Source organism: Lysinibacillus sp. FSL R7-0073, from assembly GCF_038009065.1.
Classification (GTDB): domain Bacteria; phylum Bacillota; class Bacilli; order Bacillales_A; family Planococcaceae; genus Lysinibacillus; species Lysinibacillus fusiformis.
The window spans coordinates 557,874-575,738 of the sequence record NZ_JBBPAS010000001.1 but is presented as its reverse complement, the minus strand read 5'-3'; the positions used below and the strand labels follow the sequence as shown (position 1 = coordinate 575,738).

Genomic DNA, 17,865 nt, shown 5'->3' with positions numbered 1-17,865 from the left:
ACCAGGTTTTATTTCAGTAAATGTTTACTAATGACTAGTCTTTGTATTTCACTTGTTCCTTCATATATTTCAGTTACCTTGGCATCGCGGAAATATCGCTCCACTGGGTAATCCTCTGTATAACCATAACCACCAAATACTTGAACAGCCTCTATTGCTGTTTGGACTGCTGTTCGTGATGCAAAAATTTTCGCCATTGAAGCCTCAGCGCCACACGGTAAACCTTTCGCACGTAAATCTGCAGCACGGTAGACTAGTAGTTTCGATGATTCAACAGCTGTTGCCATGTCGGCAAGTTTAAAGCTAACGCCTTGTTGGGCAACAATCGGTTTGCCAAATTGAACCCGTTCTTTAGCATAAGCAGTAGCTGCCTCAAGTGCCGCTTCAGCTATTCCTAAAGACTGTGCAGCAATACCAATGCGTCCCACATCTAAATTAGCCATCGCTATTTTAAAGCCTTCTCCCTCTTTCCCTAAAAGGTTGTCGGCTGGGATGCGGCAATTATCGAATGTTAGCTGAACAGTACGAGAGCCGTGCAAGCCCATTTTATGCTCGTCTTTTCCAATAATTAAACCAGGTGTTCCTTTTTCCACGATAAAGGCAGAAATGCCTCTTGTTTTTTCAGCAGGATTCGTTGATGCGAATACAATATATACATCCGCTTCCCCACCATTAGTAATAAATACTTTGGAGCCATTAATGACATATTCATCACCAGCACGGACTGCCTTCGATTGAAGAGAGCCTGCATCTGAACCGGCACCTGGTTCTGTTAAACAAAAGGCACCTAAATATTCACCGGCTGCAAGTTTAGGTACATAACGTTTCTTTTGTTCTTCATTCCCAAAGTAAATGATTGGATTCGTTCCAACCGAGGTATGTACCGATAAAATAACTCCCATTACAGCGCTTACCTTTGATAATTCATGAATCGCAATAATATACGATGTAAAATCCATGCCAGAGCCTCCAAGCTCTTCAGGTGTTGTGATACCCATTAAACCAAGTTCACCCATCTGCTGAAGCAGCTCACGTGGAAACTCCCCCGCTTCCATTCGTTCTACCCATGGTTGGATTTTTTCTTGAGCAAAATTACGAACCATATCGCGCATCATAATTTGCTCATCTGTAAATTGCAAATGCATCTATTATGTCACCCCTCTAAGTTGTCCTGTAGCACTTCGATAACCCCATCCCCATAGGATTATTCGTAAATGTAAAAGCCTCTTCCAGATTTCTTCCCTAGCCAACCCGCTGCAACATATTTGCGAAGCAGTGGACAAGGTCGATATTTACTATCTCCTAGACCTTCATGTAAAATCTCCATAATGGAGAGACATGTATCTAAACCAATGAAATCCGCCAATGTTAACGGTCCCATTGGATGGTTCATACCAAGCTTCATGACATCGTCAATCGCTTCTTTCGACGCTACCCCTTCATATAAAGCATAAATTGCTTCATTGATCATCGGAAGTAAAATTCGGTTTGAAATAAATCCTGGGAAGTCATTCACTTCAACTGGCGTTTTCGCTAACTTGACGGTCATCTCTTCCACCGCTTTGTACACTTCATCAGTTGTAGCTAAACCACGGATAATTTCTACAAGCTTCATGACAGGTACAGGATTCATAAAGTGCATGCCAATAACTTGCTCTGGTCGATTTGTTACAGCGGCAATTTCTGTAATAGGTAGTGAAGATGTATTCGTAGCTAAAATAGCATGTGCCTGTGCAATACGATCAAGCTGTTTAAAAATGGATTGCTTCACTTCCATATTTTCTACAGCTACCTCAATGATAATATCTACATCACTAGCATCCTGTAAATCTAGCGACATCGTAATGCGACCTAGAATTGCAGCCTTTTCTTCTTCTGTTTTACGACCCTTTTCTACATCGCGTGCTAAATTTTTAGTAATAACACCTAGTCCACGCTCGTAAAACTCTTGTTTTATATCGTTTAATTTCACGTCAAAGCCTGCTTGTGCGCAAACTTGTGCAATGCCAGAGCCCATTTGCCCTGCACCAATGACCATTACCTTTTGAATTCCCATCAGTTCAGTCCCCCTGTTTTCGGTACTTCAATCATGATTGCATCGCCTTGCCCACCACCTGAACAAATGGCTGCAATGCCGACGCCACCGCCTCGACGCTTTAATTCCTGAGCAAGCGTTAAAATAATTCGTGCGCCAGAAGCTCCTATTGGATGTCCTAAAGCAACTGCGCCACCATTAACATTAACCTTTTCTGCATCTAGATCAGCTAACTGCTTACTCACTAAAGCTACCGCTGCAAAGGCTTCATTGATTTCAAACAAATCAATATCCGCTAATGATTTATTTTTCTTTTTCAGTAGTTTATTAATGACTAGTCCCGGTGTTTGAGGGAAATTTTCTGGCTCAATCGCTAGCTCTTCATGACCTATAATTATTGCCAATGGTTCTCTACCTTCGCGTGCTGCACGTTCCTCATTCATGATTACGAGCGCACATGCTCCGTCATTTACACCAGGTGCATTACCTGCAGTAATGGTACCGTCCTTATCAAAGGCTGGTTTAAGCTTTGCCAGTATTTCTAAAGAAGTGCCTGCTCTTGGCGCCTCATCCGTATTCACAACAAGTGGTTCACCTTTTCGTTGAGGAATCTCAACAGGAACGATTTCTTCCGCAAAATATCCTTTATCCATAGCCGTTAGTGCACGTTCGTGGCTACGAACTGACCAAGCATCCTGTTCCTCACGACTTAGCGAGAATTCTTTAGCTGTCGAGTTACCATAGCTGCCCATATGTGGTCTCACTGGATCGAAAGCACATGTTAGACCGTCATAAAGCATGCCATCAACCATCGTTGAATCACCCATTCGTAAGCCCGTTCGACCATTTAACAAATAATATGGTGCATTAGACATAGACTCCATTCCACCAGCCACAATCACCTCTTCGTCCCCTAAACGAATCAGTTGATCTGCTAATGTCACAGCACGCATCCCCGACGCACAGACTTTATTAATCGTTTCTGTTTTTACCCCTATTGGCAAATTAGCCTTTATAGCTGCTTGTCGAGAAGGAATTTGTCCCTGTCCCCCTTGTAAAACCGAGCCTAAAATTACCTCATCGACTTCATCAAGTCCCATATTGGCTTTCTCTAATGCGCCCTTAATTGCAATGGCACCTAAATCACTTGCATGTACTGCCGATAAAGAACCACCAAATTTACCAAATGCTGTTCTTGCTCCTGCTAAAATTACAGCTCTATTCAAGTAAAACACCCCTTTTGTTTTACGTTCTCGATGAAGTAGTGAAGCATTTTATTGACTGAACGCTCGCTCGACTTCTATCGATGAAAAATGGGAGTTTTCATTTCAACTCCCATTTCCATTTAATCTTATTCTACAAAACAATTTTTTATTGTGCAATTTATATTTTTCAGATAACTAAAATATTTCTACAATAGCAATCATTTTTCTGCGCTTATTTCAGTATTCTCGTTTTGATTTGTATTTTCTACGGTCATCACAACTTCTTCCATAGTTTCTTCTACTTCCTCAGGAGAGTTGTCGACAACCTTTACTTTTTCCCCAAATACTGAACGCTCCAATAACTCTGCTACATCGAATGTGCCAATCGAATCTTCCACTTCTTTAGCCTTTGTACCATCCTCCAGCATTGTTAAGCAGTAAGGACAGCCAGATGAAATAACTGATGCGTTAGTTGCTAAAGCCTGTTCTGTACGAGCTACGTTAATGCGATTGCCGACATGCTCTTCCATCCACATGAGACCGCCACCGGCACCACAGCACATTGCTGTTTCTCGATTACGTTCCATTTCGACTAACTTCACTCCTGGAATACCACGCAAGATTTCTCGTGGTGCATCATAGACATCATTATAACGACCTAAATAACATGAATCATGGAAAACAATTGTTTCATGTACCTCGTAATTTAATGCTAGACGATTCTCTTCAATTAACTGATTTAATAATTCAGTATGATGGTATACTTCGCCTTTCCAACCAAAATCTTGATATTCATTTTTAAAGATATTGTATGCATGAGGATCGATTGTAACAATTTTTTTCACGTCATTTTTAACAAACTCATCAATATTCGCCGTAGCTAGCTCTTGGAATAAGAACTCATTTCCTAAACGACGTGGCGTATCCCCAGAGTTCTTCTCTTTATTTCCTAAAATTGCAAACTTCACACCAGCTTCGTTTAATAGTCGACAGAATGCTAATGCAATTTTTTGAGATCGGTTATCAAATGCTCCCATTGACCCAACCCATAAAAGGTATTCCATTTCCTCGCCAGACTTTTTCAATTCTTTTACTGTTGGGATATGGATTGTTGGGTCTAAATCACGCCAATTCTCTTTTTCTTTACGGTTTAATCCCCAAGGATTTCCTTGTCTCTCGATATTCGTCATCGCACGTTGCGCATCAGGATTTACTTTCCCCTCTGTCATTGTTAAATAACGTCGTAAATCAATAATTTTATCAACATGCTCGTTCATTACTGGACATTGATCTTCACAGTTACGACAAGTCGTACAAGCCCAAATCTCTTCCTCTGTAATCACATCACCAATTAAAGAAGGGCTGTAGATATCTTCAATCACTGCACCTTCAGCACCAGCTGCCAGCGCAAGCTGATTACCCTTTGTACTGGCAAAGAATTGATAAGGTACCCAAGGCTTTTGCTTTGTGACAACAGCTCCTGTAAATGTTAAATGATCTCGTAATTTCACGATTAAATCCATAGGAGACAGCATTTTTCCTGTCCCTGTAGCTGGACACATGTTTGTACAACGTCCACATTCTACACAAGAATAGAGATCAAGCATTTGTTTTTGTGTGAAGTCCTGTATGCGCCCCACCCCAATAGAAGGCATATCTTCTTCACTTTCAGCATTTTCTAATGCCTCAAAATCAATGGGTGTTAAAGTTCCTGTTCGGTCTAAACGATTCATGTAAACATTAAGTGGACTTACAATTAAATGAAAATGTTTAGATTGTGGTACATACACAAGGAATGTTAAAAGAATTAATAAATGTGCCCACCACATGACATAAAACACACCAGCAGCTACTGACGCAGGTAGGAAACCAAAAATAGCAGCAATACTAGAAGCTACAGGTTCCGTATAGGTTAATCCCTCTCCATGCCAAATTAATCCCATACCATTAGCAAGTAACGTCGATACCATTAAGCCACCAATGAAAATTAATACAAGACCGTTTTTCCATCCACGTTTTAAACGTACTAGCTTTTCAACATAGCGGCGGTAAAATGCCCAGACAACCGCTACTAAAATCATTAAGACCACAAGTTCTTGGAAGAATGTAAAGACACCATAGAAAATACCAAGCGGTAAATGTGAGCCTGGTGCTAATCCTTTCCAAATTAAATCAATTGCCCCTAGCTGTACCATTAAAAATCCATAGAAAAACATTACATGGATTAAACCACTCTTTGGATCTTTTAATAGCTTATTTTGGCCAAATACATTGACCATAATATAGCGAAGACGTTCTTTTACACTTTCATCAAACTCAACCTTTTTCCCCAATTGCACATACTTATAGCGTGTTTTCAACAGATAGAAGAACAATCCTACTGCATAAAGTACAACCACGACTGTTAAGACAATGTTAGCAATTAATAATGGACTCATGGTTGGTCCCCCCTTGTTTGTCGTAATTTTTCTCTCTTTGTGATAAATTTGCTAGCTCATACGGAAATGTTCATCACTTCGATATTATATTCCTATTCTAATAAATGAGTGAGCATTCAGTCAACATAAAACGGAAATATTTCTGATAATTTTATATTCTTACATTTTACAAGAAAAAAAGCCACCCTGAATTTTTTCAAAGTAGCATTTTTTACTTTTTGTAGAAAACTAAATTTTATTTTTTAAAAACATTACCACTGCGAATATATTCAACATCCGCAACATGTAATCGAGCATTTACTACACGTGCAGCTGCAAATAAATAATCTGATAATCGATTTAAATATTTTTGTACAACTTTTGGCACATCTTCAACTTCTTTCATAAGCGTCACCATTTCACGCTCTGCTCGCCGAGCAACTGTACGCGCAATGTGTAAAGTTGCAGCTGCTGGTGCCCCTCCTGGCAAAATAAAACGTTGTAATGGTGGTGCTTCATCTGATAGTGCATCAATACGATCCTCTAGCACCTCAATTGGTTGTTCAGTAAGCTTATAATGTCGTTCTTTCATCACGTTTGCTAGATCACCACCGGCATCGAACAGTTCATGTTGAATAGTTTCTAAATCCGTTAAAATATCCTTGAATAGCGCTTGATCTAATTCACTTACAGCTTTACCAATAAAAGAATTCAATTCGTCAATAGCCCCATACGTTTCAACACGTAAACTATCTTTATCAACGCGTCCTCCTATAAGACTTGTTTTACCCGTATCCCCTGTTTTTGTGTACAGCTTCATTTCGCTCATCTCCTAAAATTGATTTTTGTAATTTCTGATAGCCTGAACCGTAGTTTCAAAAACACCCTTTGCAATCATTTTACCAACTTCCGTAATGGGACCACCATATAACATTTCTTCCCCTTTTTGAGTTGCTGCAATTAAAAGACTATCTGTAGCAGTACCAGTAGCAATCGTTCCACTACGCTCATCACGAATATTTTCTGATTGCAGAGCCTTCGTTTTCGCTTCTGTTGCTGTCATCATGGCCTGAAAAAATGCTTCCTCCGATAAACAGCCGTTAATAATTACCCATGTATTAATAGTACCAATATATGGTTTACCCTGCCTTTCATGCACACGGGATACATCTACTGCATTCCCTACACCAGCAGTAACAGCTACTATCACACTGCCAAATGGTGCAGCCAATTCATTGATCGCCACAAGAGCTGTTGGCACTGCTGTCAGCATGACAACTGTATTCGTAGGAGAAAAATGGCCTCTTTGCAAAAATTCATTAACTTCTCTCTTTACATCACTAATCACATAATCACTAGGAACAGAGCGGTTTAACAAGCAATTATGCCATCCAATTCCAGGGTTATGGACAGCAGAGGATACCGTTTTTAAAGGAATCTCTGACTGGAGCTGAATAAAGTGTTCCGTTATTATAAAATGTTCTTTTTTTATTACAGCTCGCTGTTGATAGTCGCTTGCTGCAGGCATCATCGTAATTTGTGGTTTAGGAATTTCTGGATGAGCATAAGTAGCTACTCGTGCTTGATAAATTTCTTCGATCTGAGAAGCAATTAATACTTCATGTGGTGCCCCGAAAGCTCTCATTTGTCCACTTTCCATGAGCAATAATTCATCACAATAGAGAGAGGCTAAATTCATATCATGTAATACCATCACTACCGTTAAACCACACTCCACAGCTTCCTTCCGCACCATATCTAAAATTTGCCGCTGATGGGCAATGTCTAAATGATTTGTCGGCTCATCTAGCAGTAAAATTTCCGCAGTTTGAGCAAGAGCCTGTGCAACAAAAACTCTTTGCTGTTCACCACCCGATAAGAATTCCATCGGTGTATGCTCATAACGTTTTATGCCTGTTTGCAGCATTGCATGTTGAACTGCTTGTTCATCTTGCTCAGACCAACTTGAAAAAAAGCCTGTTTGATGTGGATAACGTCCAAGCGAAATAGCCTCTCTTACACTGTTTGAGAAAGCGTTCGCATGGAGCTGTGGTAAAACAGCCATTTTTTTTGCTAAAGCACGGGCATTGTAGGAAAGAATGCTTTGTCCATCAATAGAAATAGTGCCCTCAATTGCTGGTAGAATACCACTCATTACCTTTAATAATGTGGATTTCCCACTACCATTTGGCCCTAAAATGCCAAGAATCTTTCCTTTTTCAACTGTAAAGCTTATATCCTTGACGATCGGTACGTCTTCATAACCACCTGATAGATGTTCAACAACAATCACGCCCGTACCCCCTTGCCTCTTCGTTGCTTATAAAAAATATAGGAAAAAACAGGCGCTCCAATAAATGCAGTAATGACACCAATGGGCAGTTCCCTTGGCAAGATGATGGTTCTTGCAACTAAATCACAAATAATAAGTAATGTTGCCCCATTAAAAAATGATAAAGGAAGTAAATGACGGTGATCAGAACCCCAAATCATTCTTGTCATATGTGGTACAACTAACCCTACAAAGCCAATTGTGCCTGAAACAGCAACTGCTGCTCCAGTTAGCATGGAGCCACCTACTAAAATCAAATACTTACTTCGCTTTACATTGACACCTAAATGCTTCGCTCTTTCTTCCCCATATAACAAAACATTAAGCTCACGTCTCTGAGTCCACAGCATAAGGGAACCACCAATGACAAATGGGATAATCATTTGAACATACGGCCAGCCACGCATAGAAACAGAACCGAGTAGCCAGCCGATTACTTGGCGCAGTTCCTCTCCCGATAAAGCAATCATTAACGAGATTAACGACCCTAAAAATGAACTAAAGATAACACCTGTTAAAATCAGTGTTTCCATCTTTAAAGAACGGTCCACTACTCTAGCAAAGCTCATCACTATCACCATTGTAATGATCGCGCCTATCATGCTAAAGGTAGGTAAGGCATACAAGCCTACAACAGGTATAGAAATACTAAAAAAGATTGTCATGACTGCGCCGACAGAAGCACCAGATGAAATACCTAATGTATATGGATCTGCTAATGGATTTTTGAGCAAGCCTTGGAAAGCCGCTCCCGCAATGGCGAGAGAAGCTCCTACTAGCCCCGCTAAAAGCACACGGGGAAGGCGAATTTTCCAAAAGATATTGGCAGCTGTTTCATCAACTGACTGATTCCACAGCACTTCTATCGGAATATGAACAGAGCCTATAGCGACGCCACACCAGATGCTAATGATAAGAAGCGTACATGTTAATACATAGGCTGTTGCTACTTTTTTCACTTAAATACCTCAGGGTAGATAGCTTTTGCTAATTCCTCAAGGCCATCCGCTAAACGTGGTCCCTGACGGCTTGTTATGCTTTCATCTACTTGCACAATAGCATTATTTTTCACTGCATTTATTGTATCGAAACCAGCACGCTTCGGTATTTTTGTTAAAATATCAGGTACATAACTATATGTCACCACGATGACATCTGGATTTTTTGTGATAATTTGTTCTGCACCAATTTCATACCAATTATCACCGTCTGCTGCTACATTTTTTGCATGGATCATCTCCAGCATTGCGTTCATAAATGTGCCTTGTCCAGCTGTATAAATATTAGGTTCATCAGAGGCTTCTACAAAAACGTTCTTAGGTTCAACGTCTTTCACTTTCGCCTGTACCTCTTCCACTTTCGCTTTCATGTCAGCAATGATTTTTTCAGCTTCTGGTAATTTCCCTGTGGCACGCCCAAGCTGTTCAATCGTTGTATAGGTTTCATTAAAATCTTGGGCATTTTTTACAACAAATACTTTCACGCCCGCCGATTCAAGCTGTGCTATGGCTGATTCCGAAAGAGACATGCTAGATTCATGTGCAAAAACGATATCTGGCTTTAAGGCAATAATTTGTTCAATATTGTACTCCATGCCACCAACCTTATCCTTTTCAGCTACCTCTGGTGGATAATCGTCGTTGTCTGTAACCCCTACTATTTCATCCTTTAAACCTAGGCCAAACAATATTTCTGTATTACTTGGAATAAGTGACACTATTTTCTCAGGAGGAGCCTCTAGTGTAATATCCTTCCCAATAGCATCCGTTATAGTCATAGGGAATGTTGCTTCTTCCGCCTTAGATGTTTCTTGTTGTGTTTGCTCCTCTGTAGTTGTGGAATTGTCTTTTTTTGCCTCTTGTCCACAAGCTGCTAGCAACCCTATCGTTAAAAATGCCGATACCCCTATTTTCCAAAATTTCTTCATGTGAATCCTCCTTCGTTGATTTGTGCGCTCCTGTATTAGAAGTATTCTTCATCAAAATAAGACCCCTCATCTTCGAATGATGAGGGGTCAAAATCGCACCAAAAAACTGATACAAAATCCACCATCCTATCCTCGTAGGCTGTCATGTCTATGCTATAAAGGCAGGTCTCCTGGCTTGTGCTCATTACATTTTTTCAAGCCTTCCCGAAAGCTTCAGTGGCATCATTTGAAAAAACTCACACTTACAGTGGCGGGACCGCATCGGAGTTACACCGATTTCCCTTTTCACTTTACATAAGTAAAGAACCTTTATAATATTCAGTTGATTTTATTATACATGAAATTAAAAAAAGTCGCCTCTATATCAAGGCGACTCCAAAGGTTGTTAGACAATTTCAGCAAAATACTGTACGGTTTTCATCGGAGCACCAATTGTTCGTAATGACCAAGTCTGCTCTAAATAAACATCTGCTAGTTTTTCATATTTCCCACCAAATTTTTGTGCCCACTCAACTGCTATGATACTTTCATATAATTGAGCCATTTTTTTGGCAATATCCTTTGCTTCAAACGTTTTTGTTGCTTCATCGAGCGCACTAAAAACTTGTAAGGTTGCCGATAGTTTAGTTAATTGCTCTTGAACGATTTTCACTAATGAATGGTCTGTTAATACTTCTAATCGCTCGCTCATCTCTTGAACAAACAATTCATGTGCCCTGTATTTATCCACTAAGCGAATAAGCTCCAAAGCTAGTATATTAGCCGTACCCTCCCATACCGTCAACACTTGCGCATCTCTCAGTAAGCGTGGTGTTACAAAGTCCTCAATATAGCCATTCCCGCCATGTAGCTCAATTGCTTCACTTGCATAATGGACCGCCTGCTCTGCCGTTTCCTTTTTCATAATGGCAATATATAAACGGTTCATGATGATGTCTTGTTCTGTTCCCTGACCACTTGTCACTTTATCGTATAATTGAATAAGATCAAAAATCGTGGCTACTTCTACGTGCAGCTTAGCGGCATATTTACCCAATGTATCCTGGATCATAGGATACTGTGTTAAAGGTTTACCAAAGGCATATCGATTTGACACATAGTGCTTCGCCTCTAAGAAGCCACGGCGCATAATACCAATGGATGCCACAGCATTACAAATTCTTGATAAATTAAGCGCCTCCAGCATATAATAAATCCCTTTATTTTGATCACCAACTACATAAGCAAGTGCTCCATCAAACTCAACCTCAGCAGATGGAACGGCTTTCACACCTAATTTATCCTTTAGTCGTCGAATACGAAGATGGTTAGCCGATCCATCTTCATTACGCCAAGGAACTGCAAATAGAGTTAATCCTTTAGAGCCTGCTTGTGCACCCTCTATTCGTGCCAATACCATTGCAACCCCACACATCCCTGCATTGGAGGCAAAATACTTTTCACCATAGAGGCGGTATTCATTCCCCACAAGTTTTGCTTCTACTACATTCGCACCAACATCCGAGCCTCCTTGTCGCTCTGTTAAAAAAGTGGCTCCCTCATATAGCTCCATATCGCCTGTTGCACAAACATGCGGTAAGAAGCGCTGCTTAACTTCTTCCTCTGCATAATGGTCTAATAAATAGGCAGTGGCCATCGTTAACGTCACAGGGCAATAAAAACCGGGCTCCGCATGTGACAGTAAATAACCTTGTGCAAAACTATAGACATAATTCCCTTTGTGACCTAGTTGGGGAATATCTTTATGTACATAGCCAACAATCCCCGTATTATATGTCTCCTCGATTGTTTTTTTGTAGCCGTCATTGACCCATACCTCTGAAACCTCTTCGCCATAGGCATTATACCTTTGAAGGCGAGGCTCTCCTTGTCGATCAGTATGTTTCGCTCTCACGTCTATAGCACCCGCACATAGCTCACCAAAGTCCATCAATTCCCGATGCGCATAAGATAAAAATTCTTTATCCAGCATCATTTCCAACACTTTTTGAAGCGTATCATCATCTGTAAAGAAATTGCTTGTGCCTGCTATTTCCTGTTGTAAAACTTTCATGCTATCTCACCTCTTGTCCTTTCAAAGATTGTTTTAAAATTTTGCCCGAAGCATTCCTTGGTAGCGCTTCCACTTTTTCAAAAATACGCGGTATTTTATACTTAGCAAGCTGCCCCTCTAAATGATCTTTTAGAGCCTCTTCATTAATATCCTGTTTAGCGGAATAAACAGCCTTCACTGTCTCTCCCCATTGTGGATGTGGAACACCAACCACTGCCGCTTCAAATATCCCCTCAAAGCTTAAAAGGCAATCTTCAATTTCTTTCGGATAAATATTGACTCCACCCGAAATAATCACATCTTTTTTTCGATCAACAATCCAAATAAAACCGTCTTCATCCTTACGAGCTAGATCTCCTGTTTTTAACCAACCGTCTATAAAGGCCGCATTGGTTGCCGCTTCATCTCTGTAGTAGCCAAGCATATTACCCTCACCAAATAAAACGATTTCCCCTACTTCTCCTGCTGGTACATCTTCGCCACTGTCGTTAACAATACGTATCTCTGTACCTAAAGGTGCTCGCTGTCCAATACTCCCAGCCTTTCCTTCATGCTCCTTGCCAAATAGCAATGATCCACTTGGTCCCGCCTCTGTTAATCCATATACGCATGTTAAATTAGTTGTGCGGAATGCCTGTTGAATAAAACGAACTTCGTTTTCGGATAAAGGTGCACCTCCATATACCCACCATTTCATGGAGGACAAATCAGCAGATTGCAATCTTGGCATCTGAGCTGTTAATAAATAAGCAACAGGTGCGCCAAAGAAATGCGTCGTTTTTTCCTGTTCAACGGAATCAATTAATAAGTCTGGTGTAAAAGTTGGCGTTAACACATTTGTAGAGCCTACAAATACACCTGCCATTAAAAATAAATGCAATGGAGCCGAATGAGTTAATGGCATCATTAGCAATATACGGCTTTCAGGCTTGACCTCCATTTCAACTGCAATCATTTGCGCAACTGTTAAAATATTACGATAGCTAAACAATACGCCCTTTGGTTTCCCAGTCGTACCTGATGTGTACAGAATAGTCGAAGCATCATCCTCGTTTAACTGACATTCAATCGGTTGGGCACTGGCACTTTGAATCAATGTTTCATAATGAAGCCAGCCTGCTAATTGTTGTCCTGTTTTAATTTTTAACGGTATTACGGCAATATGCTGGACTGCCGCAAAAATGGCTTCATGAGCAATAATCGCTTTTGCCTCAGCATGCTGTGCCACATACTCTACTTCTTGTAATGTAAACTTAGCATTGACCGGTACAACAATAGCACCCATTCGCTGAAGAGCAAAATAGCTCACGACAAACTCTACAACGTTAGGCATAAAAATCAGAACTTTATCTCCCTGCCTTACACCCTGTTCTAATAAGGCATGACTAAAACGGGTCACTTGCTCATCTAAATCATGATAGGTCACCCTCCTACCATGACAAATCACGGCTTCCTTTGTTGGATACTTACGGGCATTACGTGCTAATAAATTGGAACTATTCATCGTGCATCTCTCCCCTTAAAGTCGTTAATTTTTCATTAAACATGCCGTGCATTTGTTGTAATTCATTTCTCATTTGCGTAAGCTCAGCTATTTTACTATCAATCTCTTGAATCTTTTGCTCTCCGTATTCAACGGTTCGCTCCAATTGCTGAATTCCAGAGCGGTCAAAATCAAAAAGTAACACCATTTCCTTGATTTCCTCCAGGGAAAAGCCGTAACGCTTCCCTCTGAAAATAAGCTTGAGCTTCGCTAACTCTTTTTTCGAAAAGGTTCGTTGATTCGTAGATGAACGTTGAGGACAAAGAAGCCCAAGCTCCTCATAATAGCGAATTGTGCGTGTGGACACTTCGAACTCCTTAGCCACCTCTTGAATCGTCTTCATGATCGTCTCCCCCTTCCTGATTGGCAACAGTATACCATTGACGTTAACGTAAACTTCAACAAAATTTTCGAAATAAACAGAAAAATATAGTCCAAAGCAGAAAATTTTAATGATTAGCCATTACTCTCGTATCATTAACTACCAATTATTTAATGTGTTAACCTGCTTTCTATCAATAAAAAAAGCCCCTAACACTTTTCCTGTTAGGGGCTAAGATGGACTATTACATTTTTTCTGGTGCTGACACGCCGATTAAACGAAGCGCATTAGCAATTGTTGTACGAACAGCAGTAATTAATGCTAAGCGAGCTTCTGTTAGCTCTTTGTTTGAAGCATCTAATACTTTTTCTGCATTATAGAAACTATGGAAAGCAGCCGCTGTTTCTTGAATATAATTTGCGATACGGTGTGGTGTACGATGTTTTGCCGCATCAGCTACCACTTGTGGGAAATCGCCTATTTTTTTCAATAAATCAATTTCTTTTTCAGCTGTTAACAGGTTTAGGTTTTCACTTGTAGCAGCAAAACCTTGTTCATTGGCAGAACGTAAAATTGATGAAATACGTGCATGTGCATATTGTGCATAATACACTGGGTTTTCATTAGATTGCGATACGGCAAGGTCAAGGTCAAAGTCCATATGAGAATCGCCTGCTGTTTTTACGAAGAAGTAGCGAACTGCATCTAAACCAACCTCTTCCACAAGCTCGCGCATTGTTACTGCATTGCCTGTACGTTTAGACATTTTAAATTTTTCACCGTTTTTATAAAGCTGAACCATTTGAATTACTTCTACTTCTAATGTATCACGATCATAGCCTAATGCTTGAATGGCTGCTTTCATACGTGGAATATAGCCGTGGTGGTCCGCTCCCCAAATATTGATTAATTTATCAAAGCCACGGACAATTTTATCCTCATGATAAGCGATATCTGGCGTTAAATATGTGAACGAACCATCGTTTTTAATTAATACACGGTCTTTATCATCACCAAAAGTTGTTGAGCGGAACCAAGTAGCGCCATCCTCTTCAAACACGTGACCATTTGCTTTTAATTTATCTAATGCCACTTCAATTTTTCCGTTTTCATATAGAGACGTTTCAGAATACCAAACATCAAAGTTTACACGGAAGTTTGCTAGGTCTGTTTTTAATTTATCTAATTCTAACGCTAAACCATGCTGACGGAAGAATGTAAAACGTTCTTCATCTGATTTATTTAGGATTGCATCACCATGCTCTTTTGCTAGCTTGCCAGCAATTTCAATAATATCTGGGCCGTGGTAGCCATCTTCTGGCATTTCAGCATCCAATCCTAATGCCTGCTTATAACGTGCTTCTAATGAGTAAGCAAGGTTATTAATTTGGTTCCCTGCATCATTAATATAGTACTCACGAGAGACACTGTAGCCTGCCATATCTAATACATTACACAATGAATCTCCAACAGATGCACCACGCGCATGTCCTAAATGGAGATCTCCTGTAGGGTTAGCCGAAACAAACTCTATTTGAATCTTCTCCCCTGCGCCTGCATTTGAACGACCATAGTCTGCGCCTTGCTCAAGAACCTGTGTAACTACCCCTGTTAGGAAATCTTTACGCACTGTGATATTCATGAAACCAGGACCTGCAATATCAATTTTTTCAATATCTGTTTCAGCAGTATCCAGATTTTCTAAAATAGCTTCCGCAATTGCACGAGGTGGCTTCTTCGCTAACTTTGTTAATTGCATAGCAATGTTTGTTGCATAGTCACCATTTGCTTTATCTTTTGGTGTTTCCAGGTGAATTGTTAATTCTGTATCAGCTTCCACTAAGCCTGCTTTTTTCACGGCTTGAGCCAACGCTGCTTTTATAGCCTGTTGTACTTGTTCTACTGCGTTCATCATTGTACCTCCGTAAATGTAATATCTAATGTATAATTGCCAACAGATTGCCCACCCATTAGTAAATCGTACTGTACATGGAAATCTCCGCTTACTACCCTGTTCGTAAACGACATTTTCTTCGTGTCGATAACGAGTGGCATGGAGCCAAACTCACCTTCATAATGCCCTTTTTGCTGTTCAATTATGTTCAGTGGTAAACGCATACTGACAGCTCCAGCACGCATAATAAGCGCCTTCTCATGGCCTAACTTCATAGTCGTGCGGATGGTTCTATCCTCCTGCACCTCATCATATTTCAAATACAAGCTTCCTGCTTTTTCAAGTAGCTGCCCTTTGAGCCGCATTTCATAACTTTCGGATTCACCCTCACTTGGGCGAATCGTAGAAATGAGCTTTATGTTTACTTGCGATCTTACTTCGTTCGCCATAACGGACGCTCCCTTTTTAGTCTTTTACTATAACCTTTTTATTATAGGATGAATACCATTGTTTTTTCAAGATAGAAGTCAACTAGAGCGCAACTACTACGGATAATTGAGCAATAAAAAAACCCTCCCTTCTAATGAAGAGAGGATTTTTGCAAGTTATCTATACCATTTTTTAATTATTAATTACTGAACTGTTAATAATAAAGCACTTATGGTCCAATATATTGGAATAATCGCTGGATTAAACAAACTAAAAATAAGGATCATGATAGGATTAATGAACATCATAATCTTCATATTTATTGGTTGATTTTTATCTAACGAGAGCCAACTTTGCATGAAGTAGATAACACAAGCGATTATTGAAATCCCGATATCCACTGTGCCCAAATTCATCCAAAGGAAATTTTCCAAAAAATTATATTTGTATTGGGAATATTGAGTCAAATAATACCTTTACTTTTTTAAAACGACTAATTAAAAATAGGGCTAGCCAAAGCTACCCCCATCTAATCATGTTTAAATTATTTTACCCAGCCTAAAATCATTTCACGCAATAACTTAGAAGCTGTGTTAGCTGTCATTTCAGATGTGTCATAAATGGGTGCTACTTCCACTAGATCAAAGCCTACAACATTTACGCCGCTTGCTGCAATGGCATGAATGGAAGCTAATAATTCTTTCGCAGTAATACCACCGCAATCAACTGTACCAGTTCCCGGTGCATGAGCTGGATCTAACACGTCGATATCGATCGTTACGTAAACATTACGCCCCTCCAGCGTTGGAAGAACTTCCTTTAACGGCTCTAGTACTTCAAATTTAGAAATATGCATACCGTTTTCCTTCGCCCATTCAAATTCCTCTTTCATTCCTGAACGAATACCAAATGAATAAACATTTTTAGGTCCTATATGTTCGGCAATTTTACGAATTGGTGTCGAGTGTGAAAGTGGCTCTCCCTCATATTCTACTCGTAAATCTGTGTGAGCATCAAAGTGAATGATAGCTAGGTCATCATATTTAGCAGATACTGCTTTCATGACAGGCCAAGACACTAAATGTTCTCCTCCCATACCAACAGGGATTTTGCCATCAGCTAGTAATTTTTCAATAAATTTTTCAATTTCATCTAATGAACGTTGTGCATTTCCAAATGGTAGTGGAATATCACCTGCATCAAAATACTTTACTTCCTCAAGCTCACGATCTAAATATGGGCTGTACTCTTCAAGACCGATTGATACCTCACGGATACGTTGTGGGCCGAATCGTGAACCTGGACGGTAACTAACTGTCCAATCCATCGGCATACCATAAATAACTGCCTGAGCATCCTCATATGTAGGATGACTTTTTATAAATACATTTCCTGAATACGCCTCATCAAATCTCATTGCTAGACCTCCGTTATAAATAAAATATTATTTTGAAAAACAACTTATCTTAAAGTCCGTCTATTATGGCTTACAGGATTGTAATGAAACCTGTATCCTTTTATCCTCGTATACATTATTGGAACGTCTAGCAAATTTCGATTAAAATCTACAAAGTATGATTTTCTTGTCGAATGCCAGCGTTTCAAGTAGTACAAAAAAAGTATAGATGTTTTTGAATAAAGTGCAATAGTTTTTAGGTAGAATTTCGATTAAAGATGAATGTTCGAACACATACTAACGTTAAGTTCG

Annotated in this window: 14 protein-coding genes and 1 riboswitch; all 14 genes read right to left on the bottom strand. The window is 39.9% G+C overall.

Going from position 1 to position 17,865, the window contains the following annotated elements:
• Positions 1 to 8: 8 nt before the first annotated feature.
• A complete protein-coding gene (locus MKY88_RS02785; protein ID WP_069479972.1) occupies positions 9 to 1,145 on the bottom strand; it encodes an acyl-CoA dehydrogenase in 1,137 nt (378 codons plus the stop codon).
• 59 nt (positions 1,146 to 1,204) lie between these two features.
• Positions 1,205 to 2,056: a 3-hydroxybutyryl-CoA dehydrogenase gene (locus tag MKY88_RS02780; RefSeq protein WP_340812969.1), complete on the bottom strand. Its 852-nt coding sequence runs from the start codon at positions 2,054 to 2,056 to the stop codon at positions 1,205 to 1,207.
• Positions 2,056 to 3,261: an acetyl-CoA C-acetyltransferase gene (locus MKY88_RS02775; RefSeq protein ID WP_340812968.1), complete on the bottom strand. Its 1,206-nt coding sequence runs from the start codon at positions 3,259 to 3,261 to the stop codon at positions 2,056 to 2,058. Before MKY88_RS02775 ends, MKY88_RS02780 begins: the two co-directional genes overlap by 1 nt.
• 197 nt (positions 3,262 to 3,458) lie before the next feature.
• Positions 3,459 to 5,678, bottom strand: a complete 2,220-nt coding sequence (locus MKY88_RS02770) for a heterodisulfide reductase-related iron-sulfur binding cluster (RefSeq protein WP_340812967.1) — start codon at positions 5,676 to 5,678, stop codon at positions 3,459 to 3,461.
• Positions 5,679 to 5,913: 235 nt separating this feature from the next.
• The gene (locus MKY88_RS02765) at positions 5,914 to 6,477 is read right to left on the bottom strand and encodes a cob(I)yrinic acid a,c-diamide adenosyltransferase (RefSeq protein WP_193830873.1); all 564 of its coding nucleotides are present in this window, start codon (positions 6,475 to 6,477) and stop codon (positions 5,914 to 5,916) included.
• Positions 6,478 to 6,489: 12 nt separating this feature from the next.
• Positions 6,490 to 7,950 carry an adenosylcobinamide amidohydrolase gene (locus MKY88_RS02760; RefSeq protein WP_340812966.1) on the bottom strand — a complete coding sequence of 487 codons (1,461 nt, stop codon included), beginning with the start codon at positions 7,948 to 7,950 and terminating at the stop codon, positions 6,490 to 6,492.
• Positions 7,947 to 8,948: a FecCD family ABC transporter permease gene (locus tag MKY88_RS02755; protein ID WP_193830871.1), complete on the bottom strand. Its 1,002-nt coding sequence runs from the start codon at positions 8,946 to 8,948 to the stop codon at positions 7,947 to 7,949. Before MKY88_RS02755 ends, MKY88_RS02760 begins: the two co-directional genes overlap by 4 nt.
• Positions 8,945 to 9,916, bottom strand: a complete 972-nt coding sequence (locus MKY88_RS02750) for an ABC transporter substrate-binding protein (RefSeq protein ID WP_328204747.1) — start codon at positions 9,914 to 9,916, stop codon at positions 8,945 to 8,947. Before MKY88_RS02750 ends, MKY88_RS02755 begins: the two co-directional genes overlap by 4 nt.
• A 143-nt stretch (positions 9,917 to 10,059) precedes the next feature.
• Positions 10,060 to 10,242: riboswitch (cobalamin riboswitch) on the bottom strand.
• Between the two features lie 59 nt (positions 10,243 to 10,301).
• Positions 10,302 to 11,969, bottom strand: a complete 1,668-nt coding sequence (locus MKY88_RS02745; protein ID WP_328204748.1) for an acyl-CoA dehydrogenase family protein — start codon at positions 11,967 to 11,969, stop codon at positions 10,302 to 10,304.
• 1 nt (position 11,970) lies between these two features.
• Positions 11,971 to 13,473 (bottom strand): class I adenylate-forming enzyme family protein, encoded by a 1,503-nt coding sequence (locus MKY88_RS02740; protein ID WP_340812965.1) that lies wholly within the window; start codon positions 13,471 to 13,473, stop codon positions 11,971 to 11,973.
• Positions 13,466 to 13,855 (bottom strand): MerR family transcriptional regulator, encoded by a 390-nt coding sequence (locus MKY88_RS02735; RefSeq protein ID WP_340812964.1) that lies wholly within the window; start codon positions 13,853 to 13,855, stop codon positions 13,466 to 13,468. The genes MKY88_RS02740 and MKY88_RS02735 overlap by 8 nt, the downstream gene beginning before the upstream one ends.
• Before the next feature lie 223 nt (positions 13,856 to 14,078).
• Entirely contained in the window at positions 14,079 to 15,746 is a 1,668-nt protein-coding gene (argS, locus tag MKY88_RS02730; RefSeq protein WP_193830866.1) for an arginine--tRNA ligase, read from the bottom strand.
• Positions 15,746 to 16,177, bottom strand: coding sequence for a DUF1934 domain-containing protein (locus MKY88_RS02725; RefSeq protein WP_340812963.1), 432 nt, complete (start codon positions 16,175 to 16,177; stop codon positions 15,746 to 15,748). Before MKY88_RS02725 ends, argS begins: the two co-directional genes overlap by 1 nt.
• A gap of 524 nt (positions 16,178 to 16,701) precedes the next feature.
• Complete coding sequence (gene speB, locus MKY88_RS02720; protein WP_036122947.1) at positions 16,702 to 17,574, bottom strand: agmatinase; 873 nt, start codon at positions 17,572 to 17,574, stop codon at positions 16,702 to 16,704.
• Positions 17,575 to 17,865 lie beyond the last annotated feature (291 nt).

Coding starts and splice junctions, on each gene's coding strand:
- MKY88_RS02785 (WP_069479972.1), bottom strand. CDS start 1,145: ATGCATTTGCAATTTACAGATGAGCAAATTATGATGCGCGATATGGTT.
- MKY88_RS02780 (WP_340812969.1), bottom strand. CDS start 2,056: ATGGGAATTCAAAAGGTAATGGTCATTGGTGCAGGGCAAATGGGCTCT.
- MKY88_RS02770 (WP_340812967.1), bottom strand. CDS start 5,678: ATGAGTCCATTATTAATTGCTAACATTGTCTTAACAGTCGTGGTTGTA.
- MKY88_RS02765 (WP_193830873.1), bottom strand. CDS start 6,477: ATGAAGCTGTACACAAAAACAGGGGATACGGGTAAAACAAGTCTTATA.
- MKY88_RS02750 (WP_328204747.1), bottom strand. CDS start 9,916: ATGAAGAAATTTTGGAAAATAGGGGTATCGGCATTTTTAACGATAGGG.
- MKY88_RS02745 (WP_328204748.1), bottom strand. CDS start 11,969: ATGAAAGTTTTACAACAGGAAATAGCAGGCACAAGCAATTTCTTTACA.
- MKY88_RS02740 (WP_340812965.1), bottom strand. CDS start 13,473: ATGAATAGTTCCAATTTATTAGCACGTAATGCCCGTAAGTATCCAACA.
- MKY88_RS02735 (WP_340812964.1), bottom strand. CDS start 13,855: ATGAAGACGATTCAAGAGGTGGCTAAGGAGTTCGAAGTGTCCACACGC.
- argS (WP_193830866.1), bottom strand. CDS start 15,746: ATGAACGCAGTAGAACAAGTACAACAGGCTATAAAAGCAGCGTTGGCT.
- MKY88_RS02725 (WP_340812963.1), bottom strand. CDS start 16,177: ATGGCGAACGAAGTAAGATCGCAAGTAAACATAAAGCTCATTTCTACG.
- speB (WP_036122947.1), bottom strand. CDS start 17,574: ATGAGATTTGATGAGGCGTATTCAGGAAATGTATTTATAAAAAGTCAT.